The 15,902-nt window shown below is 72.4% G+C and carries 19 protein-coding genes and 7 tRNA genes; 16 read left to right on the plus strand and 10 right to left on the minus strand.

The genetic code is table 11. The features are described 5' to 3' along the window. The first annotated feature begins 4 nt into the window (after positions 1–4). Positions 5–823, plus strand: a complete 819-nt coding sequence (locus AC07DI_RS34305; RefSeq protein ID WP_478908550.1) for a TrmH family RNA methyltransferase — start codon at positions 5–7, stop codon at positions 821–823. 38 nt (positions 824–861) lie between these two features. Here AC07DI_RS34305 and AC07DI_RS34310 read toward each other — a convergent pair whose 3' ends face one another. After that, positions 862–2,187, minus strand: a complete 1,326-nt coding sequence (locus tag AC07DI_RS34310; RefSeq protein ID WP_384262661.1) for a serine/threonine-protein kinase — start codon at positions 2,185–2,187, stop codon at positions 862–864. A gap of 601 nt (positions 2,188–2,788) precedes the next feature. On the opposite strand from AC07DI_RS34310, the gene AC07DI_RS34315 reads away from it, so the two are divergent. The 4 genes from AC07DI_RS34315 (at position 2,789) to AC07DI_RS34330 (ending at position 4,900) form a co-directional block, all read left to right on the plus strand. Continuing rightward, positions 2,789–2,992, plus strand: coding sequence for a hypothetical protein (locus AC07DI_RS34315; protein WP_055697491.1), 204 nt, complete (start codon positions 2,789–2,791; stop codon positions 2,990–2,992). A gap of 192 nt (positions 2,993–3,184) precedes the next feature. Next, positions 3,185–3,454, plus strand: a complete 270-nt coding sequence (locus AC07DI_RS34320; protein ID WP_478908552.1) for a hypothetical protein — start codon at positions 3,185–3,187, stop codon at positions 3,452–3,454. Positions 3,455–3,535: 81 nt separating this feature from the next. Then, entirely contained in the window at positions 3,536–4,492 is a 957-nt protein-coding gene (locus AC07DI_RS34325) for a phosphotransferase family protein (RefSeq protein WP_478908554.1), read from the plus strand. Between the two features lie 69 nt (positions 4,493–4,561). Continuing rightward, complete coding sequence (locus AC07DI_RS34330; protein ID WP_478908556.1) at positions 4,562–4,900, plus strand: TFIIB-type zinc ribbon-containing protein; 339 nt, start codon at positions 4,562–4,564, stop codon at positions 4,898–4,900. Between the two features lie 61 nt (positions 4,901–4,961). On the opposite strand, the gene AC07DI_RS34335 is transcribed toward AC07DI_RS34330, so the two are convergent. The 5 genes from AC07DI_RS34335 to AC07DI_RS34355 all read right to left on the minus strand — a co-directional run bounded on the left by AC07DI_RS34335 (position 4,962) and on the right by AC07DI_RS34355 (position 5,443). Beyond that, positions 4,962–5,033: transfer RNA gene (locus tag AC07DI_RS34335), tRNA-Val, on the minus strand. A 29-nt stretch (positions 5,034–5,062) separates the two neighbouring features. Continuing rightward, positions 5,063–5,134: transfer RNA gene (locus AC07DI_RS34340), tRNA-Val, on the minus strand. 49 nt (positions 5,135–5,183) lie between these two features. Next, positions 5,184–5,255 (minus strand) — tRNA-Val (locus AC07DI_RS34345). A gap of 1 nt (position 5,256) precedes the next feature. Beyond that, positions 5,257–5,330 (minus strand) — tRNA-Cys (locus tag AC07DI_RS34350). A gap of 40 nt (positions 5,331–5,370) precedes the next feature. Continuing rightward, positions 5,371–5,443, minus strand: a tRNA-Gly gene (locus AC07DI_RS34355). Positions 5,444–5,629: 186 nt separating this feature from the next. On the opposite strand from AC07DI_RS34355, the gene AC07DI_RS34360 reads away from it, so the two are divergent. The 3 genes from AC07DI_RS34360 to AC07DI_RS34370 all read left to right on the plus strand — a co-directional run bounded on the left by AC07DI_RS34360 (position 5,630) and on the right by AC07DI_RS34370 (position 8,374). Next, positions 5,630–6,655: a chorismate-binding protein gene (locus AC07DI_RS34360; RefSeq protein ID WP_478908617.1), complete on the plus strand. Its 1,026-nt coding sequence runs from the start codon at positions 5,630–5,632 to the stop codon at positions 6,653–6,655. Next, positions 6,652–7,473 carry an aminotransferase class IV gene (locus AC07DI_RS34365; protein WP_478908558.1) on the plus strand — a complete coding sequence of 274 codons (822 nt, stop codon included), beginning with the start codon at positions 6,652–6,654 and terminating at the stop codon, positions 7,471–7,473. The genes AC07DI_RS34360 and AC07DI_RS34365 overlap by 4 nt, the downstream gene beginning before the upstream one ends. Positions 7,474–7,549: 76 nt before the next feature. Continuing rightward, entirely contained in the window at positions 7,550–8,374 is an 825-nt protein-coding gene (locus tag AC07DI_RS34370) for a GNAT family N-acetyltransferase (protein ID WP_478908560.1), read from the plus strand. A 21-nt stretch (positions 8,375–8,395) separates the two neighbouring features. Here the strand turns inward: AC07DI_RS34370 and AC07DI_RS34375 are convergent, their stop codons facing one another. Then, complete coding sequence (locus AC07DI_RS34375) at positions 8,396–8,923, minus strand: DsbA family protein (RefSeq protein ID WP_384262649.1); 528 nt, start codon at positions 8,921–8,923, stop codon at positions 8,396–8,398. A 209-nt stretch (positions 8,924–9,132) separates the two neighbouring features. Here AC07DI_RS34375 and AC07DI_RS34380 point away from each other — a divergent pair, with 209 nt between their 5' ends. Together AC07DI_RS34380 and AC07DI_RS34385 are read left to right on the plus strand one after the other, a co-directional pair. Next, the gene (locus tag AC07DI_RS34380; protein WP_478908562.1) at positions 9,133–9,579 is read left to right on the plus strand and encodes a hypothetical protein; all 447 of its coding nucleotides are present in this window, start codon (positions 9,133–9,135) and stop codon (positions 9,577–9,579) included. Positions 9,580–9,835: 256 nt separating this feature from the next. Next, positions 9,836–10,129: a hypothetical protein gene (locus AC07DI_RS34385; protein WP_478908620.1), complete on the plus strand. Its 294-nt coding sequence runs from the start codon at positions 9,836–9,838 to the stop codon at positions 10,127–10,129. Here AC07DI_RS34385 and AC07DI_RS34390 read toward each other — a convergent pair. After that, positions 10,126–10,719 carry a CGNR zinc finger domain-containing protein gene (locus AC07DI_RS34390; protein WP_478908564.1) on the minus strand — a complete coding sequence of 198 codons (594 nt, stop codon included), beginning with the start codon at positions 10,717–10,719 and terminating at the stop codon, positions 10,126–10,128. The genes AC07DI_RS34385 and AC07DI_RS34390 overlap by 4 nt on opposite strands. Positions 10,720–10,966: 247 nt before the next feature. Continuing rightward, positions 10,967–11,380: an SsgA family sporulation/cell division regulator gene (locus AC07DI_RS34395; protein ID WP_003959770.1), complete on the minus strand. Its 414-nt coding sequence runs from the start codon at positions 11,378–11,380 to the stop codon at positions 10,967–10,969. 191 nt (positions 11,381–11,571) lie between these two features. Here AC07DI_RS34395 and AC07DI_RS34400 point away from each other — a divergent pair, with 191 nt between their 5' ends. From AC07DI_RS34400 to AC07DI_RS34415, 4 genes are all read left to right on the plus strand, one after another. Beyond that, on the plus strand, positions 11,572–12,006 hold the full coding sequence (locus AC07DI_RS34400; protein ID WP_478908566.1) for a TIGR02611 family protein: 435 nt from the start codon (positions 11,572–11,574) through the stop codon (positions 12,004–12,006). A 66-nt stretch (positions 12,007–12,072) separates the two neighbouring features. Beyond that, positions 12,073–12,144, plus strand: a tRNA-Val gene (locus tag AC07DI_RS34405). A 230-nt stretch (positions 12,145–12,374) separates the two neighbouring features. After that, positions 12,375–12,821, plus strand: coding sequence for an SRPBCC family protein (locus AC07DI_RS34410; protein WP_384262206.1), 447 nt, complete (start codon positions 12,375–12,377; stop codon positions 12,819–12,821). A gap of 62 nt (positions 12,822–12,883) precedes the next feature. Next, positions 12,884–12,955, plus strand: a tRNA-Val gene (locus tag AC07DI_RS34415). 127 nt (positions 12,956–13,082) lie between these two features. On the opposite strand, the gene AC07DI_RS34420 is transcribed toward AC07DI_RS34415, so the two are convergent. Beyond that, positions 13,083–13,808, minus strand: a complete 726-nt coding sequence (locus AC07DI_RS34420; RefSeq protein ID WP_478908568.1) for an exonuclease domain-containing protein — start codon at positions 13,806–13,808, stop codon at positions 13,083–13,085. Positions 13,809–13,976: 168 nt separating this feature from the next. Between AC07DI_RS34420 and AC07DI_RS34425 the strand changes: the two genes are divergently transcribed. Both AC07DI_RS34425 and AC07DI_RS34430 read left to right on the plus strand, forming a co-directional pair. Then, entirely contained in the window at positions 13,977–14,543 is a 567-nt protein-coding gene (locus tag AC07DI_RS34425; protein ID WP_384262202.1) for a DUF4365 domain-containing protein, read from the plus strand. Further along, positions 14,540–15,796: a hypothetical protein gene (locus tag AC07DI_RS34430; protein WP_478908619.1), complete on the plus strand. Its 1,257-nt coding sequence runs from the start codon at positions 14,540–14,542 to the stop codon at positions 15,794–15,796. Before AC07DI_RS34425 ends, AC07DI_RS34430 begins: the two co-directional genes overlap by 4 nt. Positions 15,797–15,902 lie beyond the last annotated feature (106 nt).

The raw sequence follows: 15,902 nt of genomic DNA on the forward strand, positions 1-15,902 counted from the left end.
TCCTGTGGCTGATCTCATCACCGTCGACGACCCCGACGACCCCCGCCTGCGCGACTACACCGGCCTGACCGACGTCGAGCTGCGCCGCAGGCGCGAACCGGCCGAGGGCCTGTTCATCGCGGAGGGCGAGAAGGTCATCAGACGGGCCAAGGACGCCGGTTACGAGATGCGCTCGATGCTGCTCTCCGCCAAGTGGGTCGACGTCATGCGCGACGTCATCGACGAGCTCCCTGCCCCGGTGTACGCGGTCAGCCCCGACCTCGCCGAACGGGTCACCGGCTACCACGTGCACCGCGGCGCCCTCGCCTCCATGCAGCGCAAGCCCCTGCCCGCCGCCGGCGAACTCCTCGCCACGACCCGCCGCGTGGTCGTCATGGAGGCGGTGAACGACCACACCAACATCGGTGCCATCTTCCGCTCCGCCGCAGCCCTCGGCATGGACGCGGTCCTGCTCTCCCCGGACTGCGCCGACCCGCTCTACCGCCGCTCGGTGAAGGTCTCGATGGGCGCCGTCTTCTCGGTCCCGTACGCCCGCCTGGAATCCTGGCCCAAGGGCCTCAAAGGGGTGCGCGAGGCGGGCTTCAACCTCCTCGCCCTCACCCCCGACGAGAAGGCCAAGTCCCTGGACGAGGCGGCACCGCACCGCATGGACCGTGTCGCCTTGATGCTCGGCGCGGAGGGCGAGGGACTCTCCACCCAGGCCCTGGTCGCCGCCGACGAATGGGTCCGCATCCCGATGGCCCACGGCGTGGACTCGCTCAACGTGGGCGCGGCGGCGGCGGTCGCCTTCTACGCGGTGGCGACGGGCCGCCCGCAGCTCTGACTCCTGGGCGGCTCCGACTCCTCGGCGAACGCGTGCGCTCAAGCGCGTGCCGTGTGCCCCTGACCGTCCTGCCCGCTCTGCGTCTGCTCCTGGTGCACGTCGTGTACGTCCGTGTCGCCGAGGCTCCGCGCGGGCCCCTGGCACCCCTGCGCCGCGGCGATGCCGAGCGCCACCAGCAGGGTCACGACCACGAACACGGTGAGCCGCTGCCGCAGCAGCCGCGGGTTGGCGGGGACGCGACGACCCGTCCCCGTGGTGCGCGGTCCCTGGCGTCCGGCACCGCTGCGCGGTGCGGGCCTGCCGCCCGAGCGCGCGGTGTTGCGGGGCGCGGAGGGCCGCGAGCCGGAACGGGGGGCGCCCGGCCTGGACGAGCCGGTGCGGGAAGGACCGGGCCTGGCGGGGCCGGTCCGGGGCGGGGGAGCGGCGCCCGGAGCGGTGCGCCGCTGGGTGCGTTCGTCCGCGTAGGTCTCGACGTGCCGGCCCGTCGGCTGGTCGAGGGTGTTGCGGGGCGCGGGCGGCCGAACGTCGCCGAGCCCCTGGGCCTCGCGGGCGGCGATCTCCTTCAGCCGCAGCGAGAGCTGCAGCGTGCTGGGCCGGTCCTCCGGGTCCTTGGCGAGACAGGCCCTGATCAGCGGCGCGAGCGCGTCGGGCACGCCGTGCAGCTGCGCCTCCTCGTGCACCACCCGGTAGAGCATGACCTCGGAACTGCCGTGGCCGAAGGGTGAGTCCGCCATGCCCGCGTACGCGAGGGTGGCGCCGAGCGCGAAGACGTCGGTCGCGGGGGTGACCGTGGCGCCGCGCACCTGTTCGGGAGCGAGGAAGCCGGGCGACCCCACGGCCGTCCCGACGTGCGTCAGGGTCGAGGCCCCGGTGGCCCAGGCGATGCCGAAGTCGATGATCCGCGGGCCCTTGGGGGACAGCAGGATGTTCGACGGCTTGAGGTCACGGTGGACGACACCGGCCTCGTGCACGGCCACCAGGCCCTCGGCGAGCGCCGAACCGACCACCGCGACGTCGGCCGCGGAGAGCGGGCCCTCGGCGGCGACCTTGTCGTGCAGCGAAGGACCGGGGACGTACTGCGTGGCGAACCACGGCCGGTCCGCTTCGAGGTCGGCGGCGACGAGCCGCGCCGTGCAGCCGCCCCTGATCCGCCGGGCGGCCGAGACCTCGCGGGCGAACCGCGAACGGAACTCCTGATCCTCCGCCAGGTCGGGCCGGATCACCTTCAGGGCGACGCGCTGCCCCCGCCGGTCCGACCCCAGATAGACGACCCCCATGCCGCCGGCGCCCAGGCGCCTGTGCAGCCTGAACGAGCCGACGACACGCGGGTCCTCGCGCCGGAGCCGCATCATCGCCATGTCCATCCCCGCTACCCGGTCCGTCTGACGAGCCACAGCTTACGTTTCCGCGGCCGGGCACGTGCAGAGGCCGCGCCCTCGCGGGGCGACCGATTGTCAGTGCCGGGTGGGAAACTTGAAGGGTGGTCAGGGGGCGGGGCGGGCGCGGGCGTTGCGGTCGGCCCGATTCCCAACCCTCCACCACAGGCGGGGGATTGATCCCGTGAAGGGCGATCACGGGGAGGGGCTCGTGGACGTCCGCGACACGCTCCGGACGTGTGGGGTGGTGGCGACCGGGGTCGGCCGTCGGGTGGGGACAGTGGTGCGCAGGGGAGTGGTGGAAGTGAGCGAAGTCACCCTGTAGCCGGTGTCGAGGCTGGACGGCCAGGGGGTAGCGGCCCCGTCCCCTCCGGGAAGACCCCGAGTCCTAGGACCTCTTCTCCACCCCTGGGAGTACGTGGGCCCCGGGCGGTCATCCTCCGGGAGGCCAGGCAATCGGTACGAAGGCATGACGCCCGCATCCCGCCGCACACCTAGATTTGAGGTCAAGCGGCGGGTGGAGCACTCGTCCCCCGAGGTCAGACACCCGCCGCTCCAAATCCACATCGAAGCGGTCAGGAGAGGAATCATGGCGGACACGGCACCGCGGACCATGTTCCGCACGCAAGGGCGCAGGTTCTCCGCGTTCGGCGTCCGCCCGTCCGGCACACGCCATCCCTTGGTGGCGACGGCCATGGTTCTTCCGCTGGCAGCCCTGCTCGTGGTCGTCTTCGGCGGCTGGGACGCAGTGGTCACACAAGCGTCGTCCGTGGGCGTGATGCTGGGGCGCTGAGCGGCGCCCCAGGCCCGGAAGAGCGGTCCGGGCGGGGACATCCGGCCATGAAACCCCGTGGGGACGGGGGTGCGGCGGACGGCAGAATGCCCGCGCAGCTGGGGAGCTGCGCGGGCACTGCCATGTCCGTACTCGCGCAACCGTTCACTCTCCGCCCGCGTCGTCACCCACATGGTGCAAGGCGGAAGCACGATGGGAGAGGAGCCGACATGGTGGGAGCTGCTGTTCATCTTCGCGCTCATGGCGGCGATCCCCACCCTCATCGGAGGGGCACTGGTCCTGTCCCTCGTCGGACTGGTGGTGTGGGCGACGGCCCCGCTGCGCGGACGCCGAAGAGCCCGGGCCCCGGAGAGCGGGCGGCCGCTCGGTGGCGAGAGGTACCGGGCGGGGTCCCACGGCACGGCCGCGCCCGGCGGGCCTCCCGGGGAGGCGTTCGGTGAGCGACAGGAGCGGGACGGGTGACGGACCCCGTCGCCCCGGGGCTCAGCCCTCGGTCGTACGCTTCGCCGACAGACGCCCTCGACGTATGGACGTACCAGCACCGTGACCCCCGCGCTTCTCCCCGCCCTTACCGCGAGGGCTCGCGCCGCGGCCCACCCGTCGCCCGACGCGGCCTGCGCCTGCGGAACCGGTGACGCCGTGCTGGCGGACCGGGCCGACGTGACGGTCGTCCGCCACGGCGGCGCCGTCGCCAAGGCCCACGCCCCCGACACGGACGCCGCACAGCTCACGGCCCGCCTCGACGTGGCCGCCCGCCTCCCGGGCATCCTCCTGCCGCCACTGCGCGACGCCGCCACGGAGCTCCACGGCCGCCTCGTCACCCTCTGGCCCCACGGTGCCCCGGTCGACCGCGACGACCCCGACGCCGCTCCCTGGGAGGCCGTCGCCACCCTCCTCGCCCGGCTGCACGCCACACCCCCGGCCACGCTCCCGCGCCCGCTCCCGCCCATGCGCGGCCCGGTGAAGGCGGCCCGCGCCGTCAACCGCATGCGCGCGGCAGGACCGCACCCCGCCGCGTCCCCGGTCCTGCGCGCCTGGGCGCGGCTGCCGCCCTGGGCCCGCGCCGAGGCCCGCACGCCGGGGCCTCCACGCCTCTGCCACGGGGACCTCCACCTGGGCCAGCTCGTACGCGCCCCCGAGGGGAACTGGCTGCTGATCGACGTGGACGACCTGGGCGCGGGCGACCCCGCGTGGGACCTGGCGCGGCCCGCGGCCTGGTACGCGTGCGGCCTCCTCGCGCCCGAGGAGTGGACCCGCTTCCTCGACGCCTACCGCGGGGCCGGCGGCCCGGCGGTGCCCGCGGACGGCGCAGACCCCTGGCAGGCCCTCGACGTCCCCGCCCGCGCCCTCACCGTGCAGACCGCGGCCCTGGCGATCGCCAAGTCCGTCGCCGCGGGCCGCCCCCTGGACGAGGTCGAGCAGGCGCTCGTCGACGCCTGCGACCGGATGGCCACCGTGCCTGCTCCACCGCCGGAGTTGGCCCCGGGCGCCACGAAGTAGGGTGCAACGCACCGAAGCCGGGCAGTGTCCCGGCGAAGCATTCATCACCGGCGAGGAGTTGAGCCGTCCATGCAGTGCCCCAAGTGTCACGCACCGATGCACACGTACAACCGCAATGGCGTCCAGATCGAGCAGTGCGACAACTGCCGCGGGATATTCCTGGACTACGGCGAGCTGGAGTCCCTGACCCGCCTGGAGGCGCAGTGGGGCGGCCAGCAGGTCCCGCCGCCGCCCGCGCCGCCCGCCCCCCAGGCCTACCCGGCGGCGCCCGCCCCCCAGGCCTATCCGGCGGCGCCCGCTCCGGCCTGGGGCGCCCCGCACGGCGGCCACGGCGGTCACGGGGGCCATGGCGGTCACTACGGCCACAACCGTCACAAGAGCTTCGGGCACATGCTCTTCTCCTCCTGAGTGACTTCAGGGAACGACGAAGCCCCCGGCCGTGAAGACGGCCGGGGGCTTCGTTATGCGGTGCGCGATACTGGGATTGAACCAGTGACCTCTTCCGTGTCAGGGAAGCGCTCTCCCGCTGAGCTAATCGCGCGGGTGACCTGCGTGGTACTGCGTACTGCGTGCGCGATACTGGGATTGAACCAGTGACCTCTTCCGTGTCAGGGAAGCGCTCTCCCGCTGAGCTAATCGCGCGGGACGATCTCCATGAAGCCGACCTTCACCGGCCCTCATCAAGATCCAGTGGACGATACTGGGATTGAACCAGTGACCTCTTCCGTGTCAGGGAAGCGCTCTCCCGCTGAGCTAATCGTCCTTGGAGGTGGAGACGGGATTTGAACCCGTGTAGACGGCTTTGCAGGCCGTTGCCTCGCCTCTCGGCCACTCCACCAGGAGTGCGGGGAGTCGGGAAGATCCCCCACTTTCCTGCGAGCGGACGACCAGGTTCGAACTGGCGACCTCAACCTTGGCAAGGTTGCGCTCTACCAACTGAGCTACGTCCGCTTGTCTTTCCCGGTCCGCTTGCGCGTCCCGGCGACGTGTTGAACTCTAGCGGATTCCTGGGCCAGTACAAAAACGCGTTTGCGCAGCGTGCTGCGCTGTCGCTGGCCAGGGCGGTGCCGGGACACCGGTCATAGACTCAAAGCCGTGCACAACCCCCCTCAGACCCCACCTTCCGCGCTCCCTCCCATGGCGCGCTTCGGCGGCCGCGTGGCCACCGGGCTCCGCGACGTGACCAGCGATCCCGCGGCCCTGGACTCCACCGGCTTCTGGGCGGTCTCCGCGGACTTCGAGGGGGGCCTGGTCTGCGCCCGCTTCGACGACGTGCGCGAGGAGGCCGTGCCCGCCCCCGTCCCCGGCGGGTGGCGCGGCCCCGGCATCGACGCCTGGACGTCGTCCCTCGACCGGGCCGCGTACCTGGAAGGCGTACGCCGGGTGCGGGCGTACATAGCCGCGGGCGAGGTCTACCAGGCCAACCTCTGCCGCGTGCTCTCCGCACCCGTCCCCGCCGTTGCCGACGTGGACGCCCTGACCGCACTGCTCGCGCGCGGGAACCCCGCTCCGTATGCCGGGACGATCCGGCTGCCCGGCCACGGCGTCGAGGTGGCCACCGCGTCGCCCGAGCTCTTCCTGCGCCGCGCGGGACGCACGGTGGAGTCGGGTCCCATCAAGGGCACGGGACGGACCGAGGCTGACCTCCTGCAGAAGGACTACGCCGAGAACGTCATGATCGTGGACCTCGTCCGCAACGACCTCGGACGCGTCTGCGCCACCGGCTCGGTGACCGTGCCCGACCTCTGCGTCGTCGAGAAGCACCCCGGCCTCGTCCACCTCGTCTCCACCGTCGCAGGCGAGCTGCGCCCCGGAGCGGGCTGGTCCGAGCTGTTCGGCGCGGCCTTCCCGCCCGGCTCGGTCACCGGCGCCCCGAAGTCCAGCGCCCTGCGGATCATCGGCGAACTGGAGAGGGCGCCCCGCGGCCCGTACTGCGGCGGCATCGGCTGGGTGGACGCCGACCGGGGCACCGGTGAGCTCGCCGTCGGCATCCGCACCTTCTGGATCGACCGGGCCGCGGGCATGCTGCGTTTCGGGACCGGAGCGGGCATCACCTGGGGCTCGGACCCCGAGGGGGAGTGGCGGGAGACCGAGCTGAAGGCCGCGCGGCTGCTGGCGGTAGCGTCGGGGACCTACGCAGCGAGTGGAGGAACCCCAACGTGAAGATATGGCTCAATGGCGGGCTGCAGGACCTCGATTCCGCCCGTGTCTCCGTGCTCGACCACGGCCTCACGGTGGGCGACGGCATCTTCGAGACGGTGAAGTCGGTCGAGGGCGCGCCCTTCGCGCTCACCCGCCACCTGGCCCGCCTCGCGCGCTCGGCGCGCGGTCTCGGGCTGCCCGAGCCGGACCTCGACGAGGTCCGCCACGCCTGCGAAGCCGTCCTGGCCGCCAATCCGCTCCCGCTCGGACGGCTGCGGATCACCTACACCGGTGGGCTCTCACCGCTCGGCTCGGACCGCGGCGACCAGAGCACCACGCTCGTCGTCGCGCTCGGCGAGGCCCCGCGGCGCCCCGACACCACCGCGGTGATCACGGTCCCCTGGACCCGCAACGAACGCGGCGCGCTGACCGGCCTGAAGACCACCTCGTACGCCGAGAACGTGGTGGCCCTGGCCCGCGCCAGAGAAGCGGGCGCCTCGGAGGCGCTCTTCGCGAACACCGTCGGACAGCTCTGCGAGGGGACCGGGTCCAACGTCTTCGTCGTCCTCGACGGCGAGATCCACACGCCGCCGGTCGCCTCCGGGTGCCTCGCGGGCATCACGCGCGCGCTGACCGTCGAGTGGACGGGCGCGCGCGAGAGCGATCTGCCCCTGGACGTCCTGGAGCGGGCCGACGAGGTCTTCCTGACGTCGACGCTGCGCGACGTCCAGGCGGTGCACCGCGTCGACGGGCGCCAACTCGCCGCCACCCCCGGCCCGGTGACCGCCAAGGCGATGCGGATCTTCGAGGAGCGTGCCGCGGACGACCTCGATCCGTGAACCGGTGGGGCCCTCCTTGAAACCCCGGTGAAAACCCCGGTGACGGTGCGGGCGCGGGGCGGGTAGAACGTCAGGGATGACCACGACCCTGCGGCCGACCGGGCCGCTCCAGCAGGGCGCCGACGGCGCCAAGGCGCGCACGTACGACGTCTGCGTGAACAGCCGGCCTGTGGGGTCGATCAGCCTGGCCACGCACGAGACCTTCGGCCCCCGCGTCTGCTGCGTCCGTGACCTGCGGATCGCGGAGCCCGACCGGCGGCGCGGCCGTGGCGTCGTCGCGGCGCTGGCCGCCGAGGAGGTGGCGCGCGGCTGGGGCTGCACGCGCATCGAGGCGGCCGTCCCCGCCACCGCCACCGCGGCCCTGCGGCTCGCCGCGGCCCTCGGATACGTCGAGCGCAGCCGGCAGATGTCGAAGCCGCTCGGCGACGAGGCTCCCGCGCTGCCCGAGGGCACCGGCCGGCGGCCGATGACCGACGCCGAGTACGCGAGGTGGTTGACGCGCACCAAGGAGCGGCACGCGCGCGCCTGGATGGACCGTGGGGTCCCCGAGGCCGAGGCGTACGCCGAGTCCGATGCCGACCACGCCCGCAAACTCCCGCGCGGCCCCGCCACGCCCGACGTCCGGCTCAGCGTCCTCACCCACCACGGCGACGAGGTGGGCACGCTGTGGCTCTCCGTGGCCGACGGCGAGGCGTACGTCTACGACGTCGAGGTCGGCGCGGAGCACCGCGGACACGGGCACGGCCGTTCCCTGATGCTCGTCGCGCAGGAGCAGGCCCGCGCGGCCGGCCGGGACCGCATGGCCCTCAACGTCTTCGCGGACAACGCCCCGGCCCTGCGCCTGTACGAGTCACTGGGGTACGAACCGGCGACGCACTTCCTCTGCAAGCCGCTGCACTAGGGCGGGTCTGGGTGGGTCGGGCTAGCCCGCGTCCGCCGCCAGCAGCCGGTCGATGATCTCCTCGACGCGCTCGCGCAGCCCGTCCTGGCTCTTGCCGCCGTCCAGCCGCTCGCCGTCGACGACGTACGTCGGGGTGCCGGTGACGCCGATCGCCTTGCCCTCGGCCTGGTCGGCGTCGACGATCAGGATGTGCCGCCCGTCGATCAGGGCGGTGTCGAACTCCTCGGCGTCGAGGCCGAGTTCGCGGGCGGTGTCCACCAGATGGGGCTCACCCGCGCGGTCGAGCTCCTCGACCCTGGCGAGCACCGCCTCGACGTAGGGCCACCCCTCGCCCTGCTCGAAGGCCTCCTCGGCGGCCTGGGCGGCGGCGAAGGAGTGCTTGTGCTTCTCGAGGGGGAAGTGCCGCAGGCGCAGCTCGACGCGGTCGCCGTAGCGGGCGCGCAGGGCGCGCACGTCGTCGAGGGCGGTACGGCAGTCGGGGCACTGCAGCTCGCACCAGACGTCGAGGACGACGGGGCGGGCGGGGCGGTCGGCGGAGGAGTCGGTCATGGGCACAGTCTTTCAGCCCCCTGACCCGCATCCCAACCGGGACGGGCCGCCGGCGCGACCGGCACCTGGGGAGGAGGCCCGACCCCGAGAAGACCCGGAAATGTCCCTGAGGTCCCGCCGGGACATGGCTCCGCGGTGCCCACCCGGTGCAGGATGGAAGGGACGACAGCGTCATTTCCCGACGTACGCCTGCATGCCTGGAGGACCGGATGATTGCCGAGACCGTCTGTTCCGCCGTATCCGCGGCCGGGCTGGGCATCGCCGCGGTCACGGCCTACCGCAAGCGCTTCCTCGCCGCGGCCCGCCTCGCCGCGTACTCCCTGGTGCCGGTGGGCCTGGTGATGACGGGCGTGGTCGGCTGGGCCGCCGATACGGCGTTCAGCCTCAAGGCGTGGGTCGGCTTCGGCGTGCTCGGCGTGGCCTGGCTCATGTTCCTGGGCACGCGCGCGATCGAGCGCCGTACGGGCGGCACCCGCAAGGAGCGCAGGGCCGCCAAGGCCGCGCAGCGCGAGGCGGTGGCCCCCGCGGCGTCGGCGCCCTCACTCGGCGCGAGCACCCGGCAGGCCGCAGGCCGCCCCGCGGCGCAACCGCGGAAGGCCGCCCCCGCGGAGGACTTCAGCGACATCGAGGCGATATTGAAGAAGCACGGCATCTGAAGAAGCACGGCATCTGAAGAGCACGGCATCCGACGGGACCGCCGCGAGAGAGGCGGCGCCGAGCGCCGTCGTCAACAGGGGCTGCGTTCCATGGTCATGAGCGGCTCCCTCGTTCGAGTGCGGACGGTGCCGTCGAGTCCTGCGGGGACACGCCCGTGACTCATGGGCGGAACGCCCCGGGCGCTGGGCTTTCGCCTGTTCACGGGATCCGGCGAACTGCCGCCTTGACCGGGCGTGTTGGTACGCACGGGTCGCGATGCTGCGTCATCATCACCGCGAGATGCTGGACACCACCACAGAGGGCGATGCCGCCCCGCCGGACGACGGCAGGCAAGCGGCACCGGCCCATGAGCGGCGACCTGCCGACGCCGAGCGGCACGGCCCCGACGGCGAAGCGAAGCGGCCCACCGGCGAAGCGGGAGGGCCTACCGGCCACGAGGAACGGCAGGGCTGTCTCTTCGCCCTTTCCCAGCCACCCCTGATGATCTTCCTGGCGGTGATCGGCACTCTGATCCTGCTGGCCTCTCTGCACGACCTGCTGCTGCTCTAGGGGGCACCCTGGGGAGCGCCCTGGGGGCTGCCCTGGCCCGCGGCCTCCCGGCGGCGGGCGCGGTAGGCGGCGACGTGCAGGCGGTTGCCGCAGGTGCGGCTGTCGCAGTAACGGCGGGAGCGGTTGCGCGAGAGGTCGACGAAGGCGTGTCGGCAGTCCGGGGCCTCGCAGCGCCGCAGCCGTTCCTGCTCACCGGCGACCACGAAGAAGGCCAGGGCCATCCCGCAGTCCGCCGCGAGGTGGTCCGCGACGGACGCGCCGGGCGCGAAGTAGTGGATGTGCCAGTCGTAGCCGTCGTGGTCGGTGAGCCGGGGCGTGGTGCCCGCCGACGCGATCAGCTCGTTGAGGATCGCGGAGGCGGTGCGCGGCTCGGGATGGGCGAAGACCTCCCCGAAGCGGCCGCGGATGCGGTGGACGTCCGCGAGATCCTGGTCCGTGAGCGTCCCGACATCGCTCACGTCGTGGTTCCGCACGAATTCGCCGAGTGCCGCCACGTTCGCGAGCCCGTCCGTGCCGTTCGTCTCCGGTGCGGTGTTCACCAGATCGACCGCGGAGTCGAGAGAACACCGGGTGTCGTGGGTGATCAGCACGATTCGCTCCCTGGCCTGGAGGTAGTGGGGCCTTCCCCGCTCAGGGAGAGCTTGGGGAACGGTGCCCGCCGATGCTGGCCGATGCTAGCGGCTTACCCACGGGACGCACCGGCGCCGTCGCCGCGGAAAGCCCGCGGCGACGGCGCCGGTGCTGCATCTGTTCGCCTTGTGTCGTTGTGTCGTGACTGCCTGCGCCGTCGCCCCGAGTCGGACGGCGTGGTGCGGTTCTCGACGCGTCCTGTGGCGGCTAGCTCTCGGCCAGGATGTGAGAGAGCTCCGTGTCGAGATCGAAATGGCGGTGTTCCGTGCCGGGTGGCACGGCTGCGTCCGTTCGCTTCAGGAATGATTCCAGGGCCCGCGCCGGGGCCTCGAGCAGAGCCTCGCCCTCAGGTGAGCTCAGGGCGATGCAGACAACGCCCTGACCGTGGCTCCGGGACGGCCAGACTCGGACGTCGCCGGTACCGGTGGGCCGGTGCAGGCCCTCGGCGAGGAGGTCGCGGGCGAACACCCACTCGACGGTTTCCTCGGCTCCGGTGTGGAAGGTGGCGTGCACGGCATAGGGATCGGCCGTGTCATACCGCAGTCCTGCGGGTACAGGCAGTGAGGACTCGCTCGACACAACGAGGCGCAGGTGCAGCTCGCAGCTGACCGTGGTGTTCATAAGCGCCAGGGCCTTTCGCTCAGTGTGCGCTCGGGGATTCGCACGTCGGCGAAATCGACATGCCACCTACGGTGCCGTTGTAAACCCCTCTGAGCGTTTTGCGTGTCTTTAGACGCCCTGTATGGCGGCTTGTCCCACCCATCCGTGCGCCCATTCCGGTGACGGGTTTCCGTCCGGTAGGGTTTGGCCGCATGAATACGGAGAGTAACGACCCGGCGGGGGTCACGGATCCGACCGCCGTAGTCAAGCCCGAACAGCCGCTCGGCTCGCGGGCGCCGGAGTTCATCCAGGCCCGCCGGGCGCTGCACCTGAGCTGGCAGGTGGGCGTCTTCGTCGTGGGCCTCGCGGTCGTCGTCGCGGGCATCATCATGCTGCCCCTGCCAGGCCCGGGCTGGCTGGTGATCTTCGGTGGCATGGCGATATGGGCGACCGAGTTCGTCTGGGCCCAGCTGGTGCTCCGCTGGACGAAGCGCAAGGTCACCGAGGCCGCGCAGCGCGCGCTCGACCCCAAGGTGCGGCGCCGGAACATCATCCTGACGACCATCGGCCTCGTGATCGTCGCGGTGCTCGTCGCGGTCTACGTGTGGAAGTTCGGCATCACCATGCCGTGGAAGATCAAGGAGTGACCGACGGGTGGTTCGCAGGCGGTCGGGAGCACCCGCTGACATGCGGTAATGTTCTCCGTGCGCCCGGGGCGATTAGCTCAGTGGGAGAGCGCTTCGTTCACACCGAAGAGGTCACTGGTTCGAACCCAGTATCGCCCACCCCGGATTACGACCCGGAGGCTTTTTTAGCCTCCGGGCCGTTCTCGTATTCCCGCGCCCTATTAGGGAATTGACGGGTCCACATGTCGGGCCCATGGCGGGTCCGGCCGACCGGCCCCGGAATCAGTGCATTCGGTTGAGCGCATTCCGCAACCGGCGTGAGGGGCGCGGTCCTTGAACCCCGCCCGGCGGCGCCCGGCCGAATCCCGTACTTCCGGCAGACTGCCCCCATGGACTGGTGCCACTACCGCTTCCGCAGCGTCTGGGATCTGCCCGGCGCGCCCGCCGACGTGTACGCCGCCCTGGAGCGCGTGGAGGACTATCCGCTGTGGTGGCCGCAGGTGCGCGAGGTGACACCGGTCGACGACGTCAGCGGCGTCGCCCGCTTCCGGTCCTTCCTCCCGTACGACCTCGTCGTCACCGCCCGGGAACGGCGCCGCGACCCCGCCGCCGGGATCCTCGAGATCGACATGAGCGGGGATCTGGAGGGGTGGGCGCGCTGGACCGTGCGGGCCGCACCCGGCGGGGCGCGGGCCCGCTACGACCAGGAGGTCGTCGTGCGCAGGCGGTTGATGCGCCGCCTCGCCGTCCCCGGGCGCCCGCTCTTCCTGCTCAACCACGCACTGATGATGCGCGCCGGACGGCGGGGTCTCGCCGGCCGTCTCGCGGCGGCTTGAAGGGCCGTCCCGAAGCGGTTTGAAGGAAGGGCGCCCGGACCTGTATTGTTCGATGCGTTCCCGGGCGATTAGCTCAGTGGGAGAGCGCTTCGTTCACACCGAAGAGGTCACTGGTTCGAACCCAGTATCGCCCACCCGGAGAATGCCGGTCCGTCACCAGACGGACCGGTTTTTTCATGCCGTGATCGTCTCGCGGCGGGCTCGCCGCCCCGGTCCGCGCCATCCTGCCCTGGCGCGCCCCGGCGCGCGTGCCGTCGACGCTCAGGCGGCCGCCGAGAGTTCGGGCCGCAGCGGCCACGCGGGATCCACCGTCTCCGGTTCACCGCTCTTCGCGAACCACGCCTGCAGGCCGCGCGCCTGAGCCGCGTGCCAGACCGCCTGCAGCGTGTGCAGCTCGGCCGGCGAGAGACGCTCCAGACGCGTCGCGAAACGCCTTCCCACCGCGCGGACCACGTCGAGGGCGGCCTGTGCGTCCGCCGCCGCGTCGTGCGCGTCCGCGAGCTCCACCTCGTACTGCGCGCACAGATCGGTGAGGGTGCGGCGGCCCTTGCGGTAGCGGTCCAGATGTTTGTCCAGGACGCGGGGGTCGATCACGCAGAGCGGCGAGCCCTCCATGTAGCGGCTCAGCGAAGAGTTGCGATGCCTGCGCAACTCCCGGTCCAGGATGGTCAGGTCGAACGGCGCGTTCATCACCACGATCGGCCGGCCCGCCGCGCTCTGCTCGGCCAGATCGCGCGCTATCTCCTCCATCACCGGCGACGGCCAGCGGCCGGTGCGCTGCAGATGATCCTCCGTCAGTCCGTGTATCGCGGTGGCGGCCCCGGGCACCGGAACGCCCGGATTCACCAGCCAGCGGGTGATGCGCGGCCGGGTGCCCGCGCCTTGCTGGACGACGACGGCGGCCGACACGATGCGGTCGGTCTCGACGTCGACGCCCGTGGTCTCCGTGTCGAATGCGGCCAAGGGGCCCTCGTACCAGCACGTCATGGTGACGCAACTCCTCGATCAGTTCCGGCAGATGACGTTCGGTCCCCTGCCCACGCTGGTGATACCCGGGCCGTTTGCGCTGTACGCAGCCCGGAGACAACAGAGGTACGGGACCTCGTAACCGACGCCCCGAGCACAGAACTACCCGGTTCGGAAGGCAAGTTGGACATGGCGCTCGCGCAGCCCGAACAGGGTGGGCTGCTGCCCGAGCGGATCGCACCGCCGCGCGGCACACTCGCCACCACCGCCTGTATGGAGACCCTTCAGGTGGGCTACCTGCACGCCGTCGCGGCGGCCGCGGGATGCTCGCTCTCCCAGCCCTTCCCGGACAACGGCATCGACTGGCACGTCAGCCACAGTGCCCCCGGGCACACGGTCGACGACGAGGTCACCATCAAGGTCCAGCTCAAGTGCACGTACCAGATACCGCCGAACCCGGCCGGGCCCGCCTTCTCCTTCACGCTCGACAACGCGCACCTGGTGAAGCTCGCCCGCACACCCGTCTCGGTCCACAAGATCCTGGTCGTGATGGTCGTGCCGCGCTCCCGGGACGACTGGCTGCGCGCCGGGCACGACCGGCTCGACCTGCGGCACTGCTGCTACTGGACCAACCTCGCCGGGCACCCCGTGACCGGCCGGCGCAGGACCACCGTGCGCGTCCCGACCTCACGGATCTTCGACGACCGCGCGCTCTGCGAGATCATGACGCGCGTCGGGACGGGAGGAAGACCCTGATGCACCGCTCCTTCGAGCACGACGAGCCCCGGCCTGCTCCCCGCCCGCATCCCGTCCCGCCCCCTGCCCCGGCCGACGGCCAGTGGCCGCGGACGCCCGAGCCCGCCCTCGTCGACCCCGCCCTCGTCGACCCCGTGGTGCTCGGCGCCCTGCTGGCCCGGCACGGCTGGCAACGCCGCGGCGGCGCCCCCGGACGGTACGCCCGGTGGACACCGCCGGGCCCCGGCGGCGCGGGCACCAGCCTGCTCGTGCCCGAGAGCAGGGCCTTCCCCGACTGCGAGGACCTGATCAGCGAGGCCCTCGAAGCGCTCTCCCGCAGCGTGTCGCCCGCCGCACGCGACGTGCTCGTCGGACTCGCCGTGCCCAGCGACGAGATCCACTGGTGGCGCGACGTACCGGTGGGGCCGGCGGACACCGCGACCTGGCCGGCGGAGGAGCAACTGCGCTCCGCCGCACGGCAGATGCTGCTCGCCGGGGCACTCGCGGCGCGCGGCCGGGCCGGGTACTACGGCGCACGGCACCGCCGCCCCGCCGCCACCTCGCTGGAGAACGTCCTGGTGGGGCCCGCCACGGGTGGCCGGCGCCTCACCGCCTTCGTGCCCGTCGTGCCCGGCCGCCCGCTCGCGGTCCGGCTGCACCAGGCGCTGTACGCCGCCCGGGAGGCCGTCGACTACCAGCGTGCCACCGGCGGCATGGACGCCTTCGACGGCGCGGTCGAGGCGGGCGTCAGCCATGAGCTGACCGAGGCGCTCGTCGCGCTGGTGCGCGGCACCGAGGGGGCGCGCGTCGCGGTGGAGTGGGCGCCGGGCGCCGGGGTGCCCGAGGGGTGCGCGGTGCGCGCCGAGCCCGTCGAGTTCTCACCGGGCGACCTGGCCGTACTGCGTGAGGCGGGCGCCCGGTACCTGCGTGACGAGCCGTCGGTGCCGGTGCGGATCACCGGCGCCGTGGTGCGGATGCGGCGCTCGGCGGCGCGCGGGGACGGTGCCGTACGGATCCGGGTGATCGCGGGCGCCGACGTGCCGCACGTGCGGATGACCCTGGACGAGGAGGCGTACCGCATCGCGGGCCACGCGCACCTGGTCGGGCTGCCGATCCGGGTGCACGGCAGACTGGAGAGCCGGGGCGGCTTCCGCAGGCTCACCGGGGCGAGCGGCGTGGTGCCGGTGCAGGTGGACGACGCGGAGCGCGACCGGCTGATGAAGTCGCTCCAGGAGAACCTCGACTTCTTCGAGGGGGCGTGCGACGCGGAGTGAGCCGGCTCACGGGGAGCGCCGGGTCGCGGGGGTCGCGTACGAGGGCCCGGGACAATCGTTTCGCGGCGAGGGCCCCCGGCTCGGTACGATCGCTCTTGCGTGCGCG

This window comes from Streptomyces sp. NPDC044106 (assembly GCF_056433985.1).

Excerpts from the sequence above, each read along its gene's own strand:
- AC07DI_RS34385 (WP_478908620.1), top strand. The coding sequence starts at position 9,836 with ATGCTGCGTCATCATCACCGCGAGATGCTGGACACCACCACAGAGGGC.
- AC07DI_RS34310 (WP_384262661.1), bottom strand. The coding sequence starts at position 2,187 with ATGGACATGGCGATGATGCGGCTCCGGCGCGAGGACCCGCGTGTCGTC.
- AC07DI_RS34375 (WP_384262649.1), bottom strand. The coding sequence starts at position 8,923 with ATGACCGACTCCTCCGCCGACCGCCCCGCCCGCCCCGTCGTCCTCGAC.
- AC07DI_RS34360 (WP_478908617.1), top strand. The coding sequence starts at position 5,630 with ATGGCGCGCTTCGGCGGCCGCGTGGCCACCGGGCTCCGCGACGTGACC.
- AC07DI_RS34400 (WP_478908566.1), top strand. The coding sequence starts at position 11,572 with ATGAATACGGAGAGTAACGACCCGGCGGGGGTCACGGATCCGACCGCC.
- AC07DI_RS34425 (WP_384262202.1), top strand. The coding sequence starts at position 13,977 with ATGGCGCTCGCGCAGCCCGAACAGGGTGGGCTGCTGCCCGAGCGGATC.
- AC07DI_RS34370 (WP_478908560.1), top strand. The coding sequence starts at position 7,550 with ATGACCACGACCCTGCGGCCGACCGGGCCGCTCCAGCAGGGCGCCGAC.
- AC07DI_RS34320 (WP_478908552.1), top strand. The coding sequence starts at position 3,185 with ATGGGAGAGGAGCCGACATGGTGGGAGCTGCTGTTCATCTTCGCGCTC.
- AC07DI_RS34330 (WP_478908556.1), top strand. The coding sequence starts at position 4,562 with ATGCAGTGCCCCAAGTGTCACGCACCGATGCACACGTACAACCGCAAT.
- AC07DI_RS34380 (WP_478908562.1), top strand. The coding sequence starts at position 9,133 with ATGATTGCCGAGACCGTCTGTTCCGCCGTATCCGCGGCCGGGCTGGGC.
- AC07DI_RS34315 (WP_055697491.1), top strand. The coding sequence starts at position 2,789 with ATGGCGGACACGGCACCGCGGACCATGTTCCGCACGCAAGGGCGCAGG.
- AC07DI_RS34420 (WP_478908568.1), bottom strand. The coding sequence starts at position 13,808 with ATGACGTGCTGGTACGAGGGCCCCTTGGCCGCATTCGACACGGAGACC.
- AC07DI_RS34395 (WP_003959770.1), bottom strand. The coding sequence starts at position 11,380 with ATGAACACCACGGTCAGCTGCGAGCTGCACCTGCGCCTCGTTGTGTCG.
- AC07DI_RS34410 (WP_384262206.1), top strand. The coding sequence starts at position 12,375 with ATGGACTGGTGCCACTACCGCTTCCGCAGCGTCTGGGATCTGCCCGGC.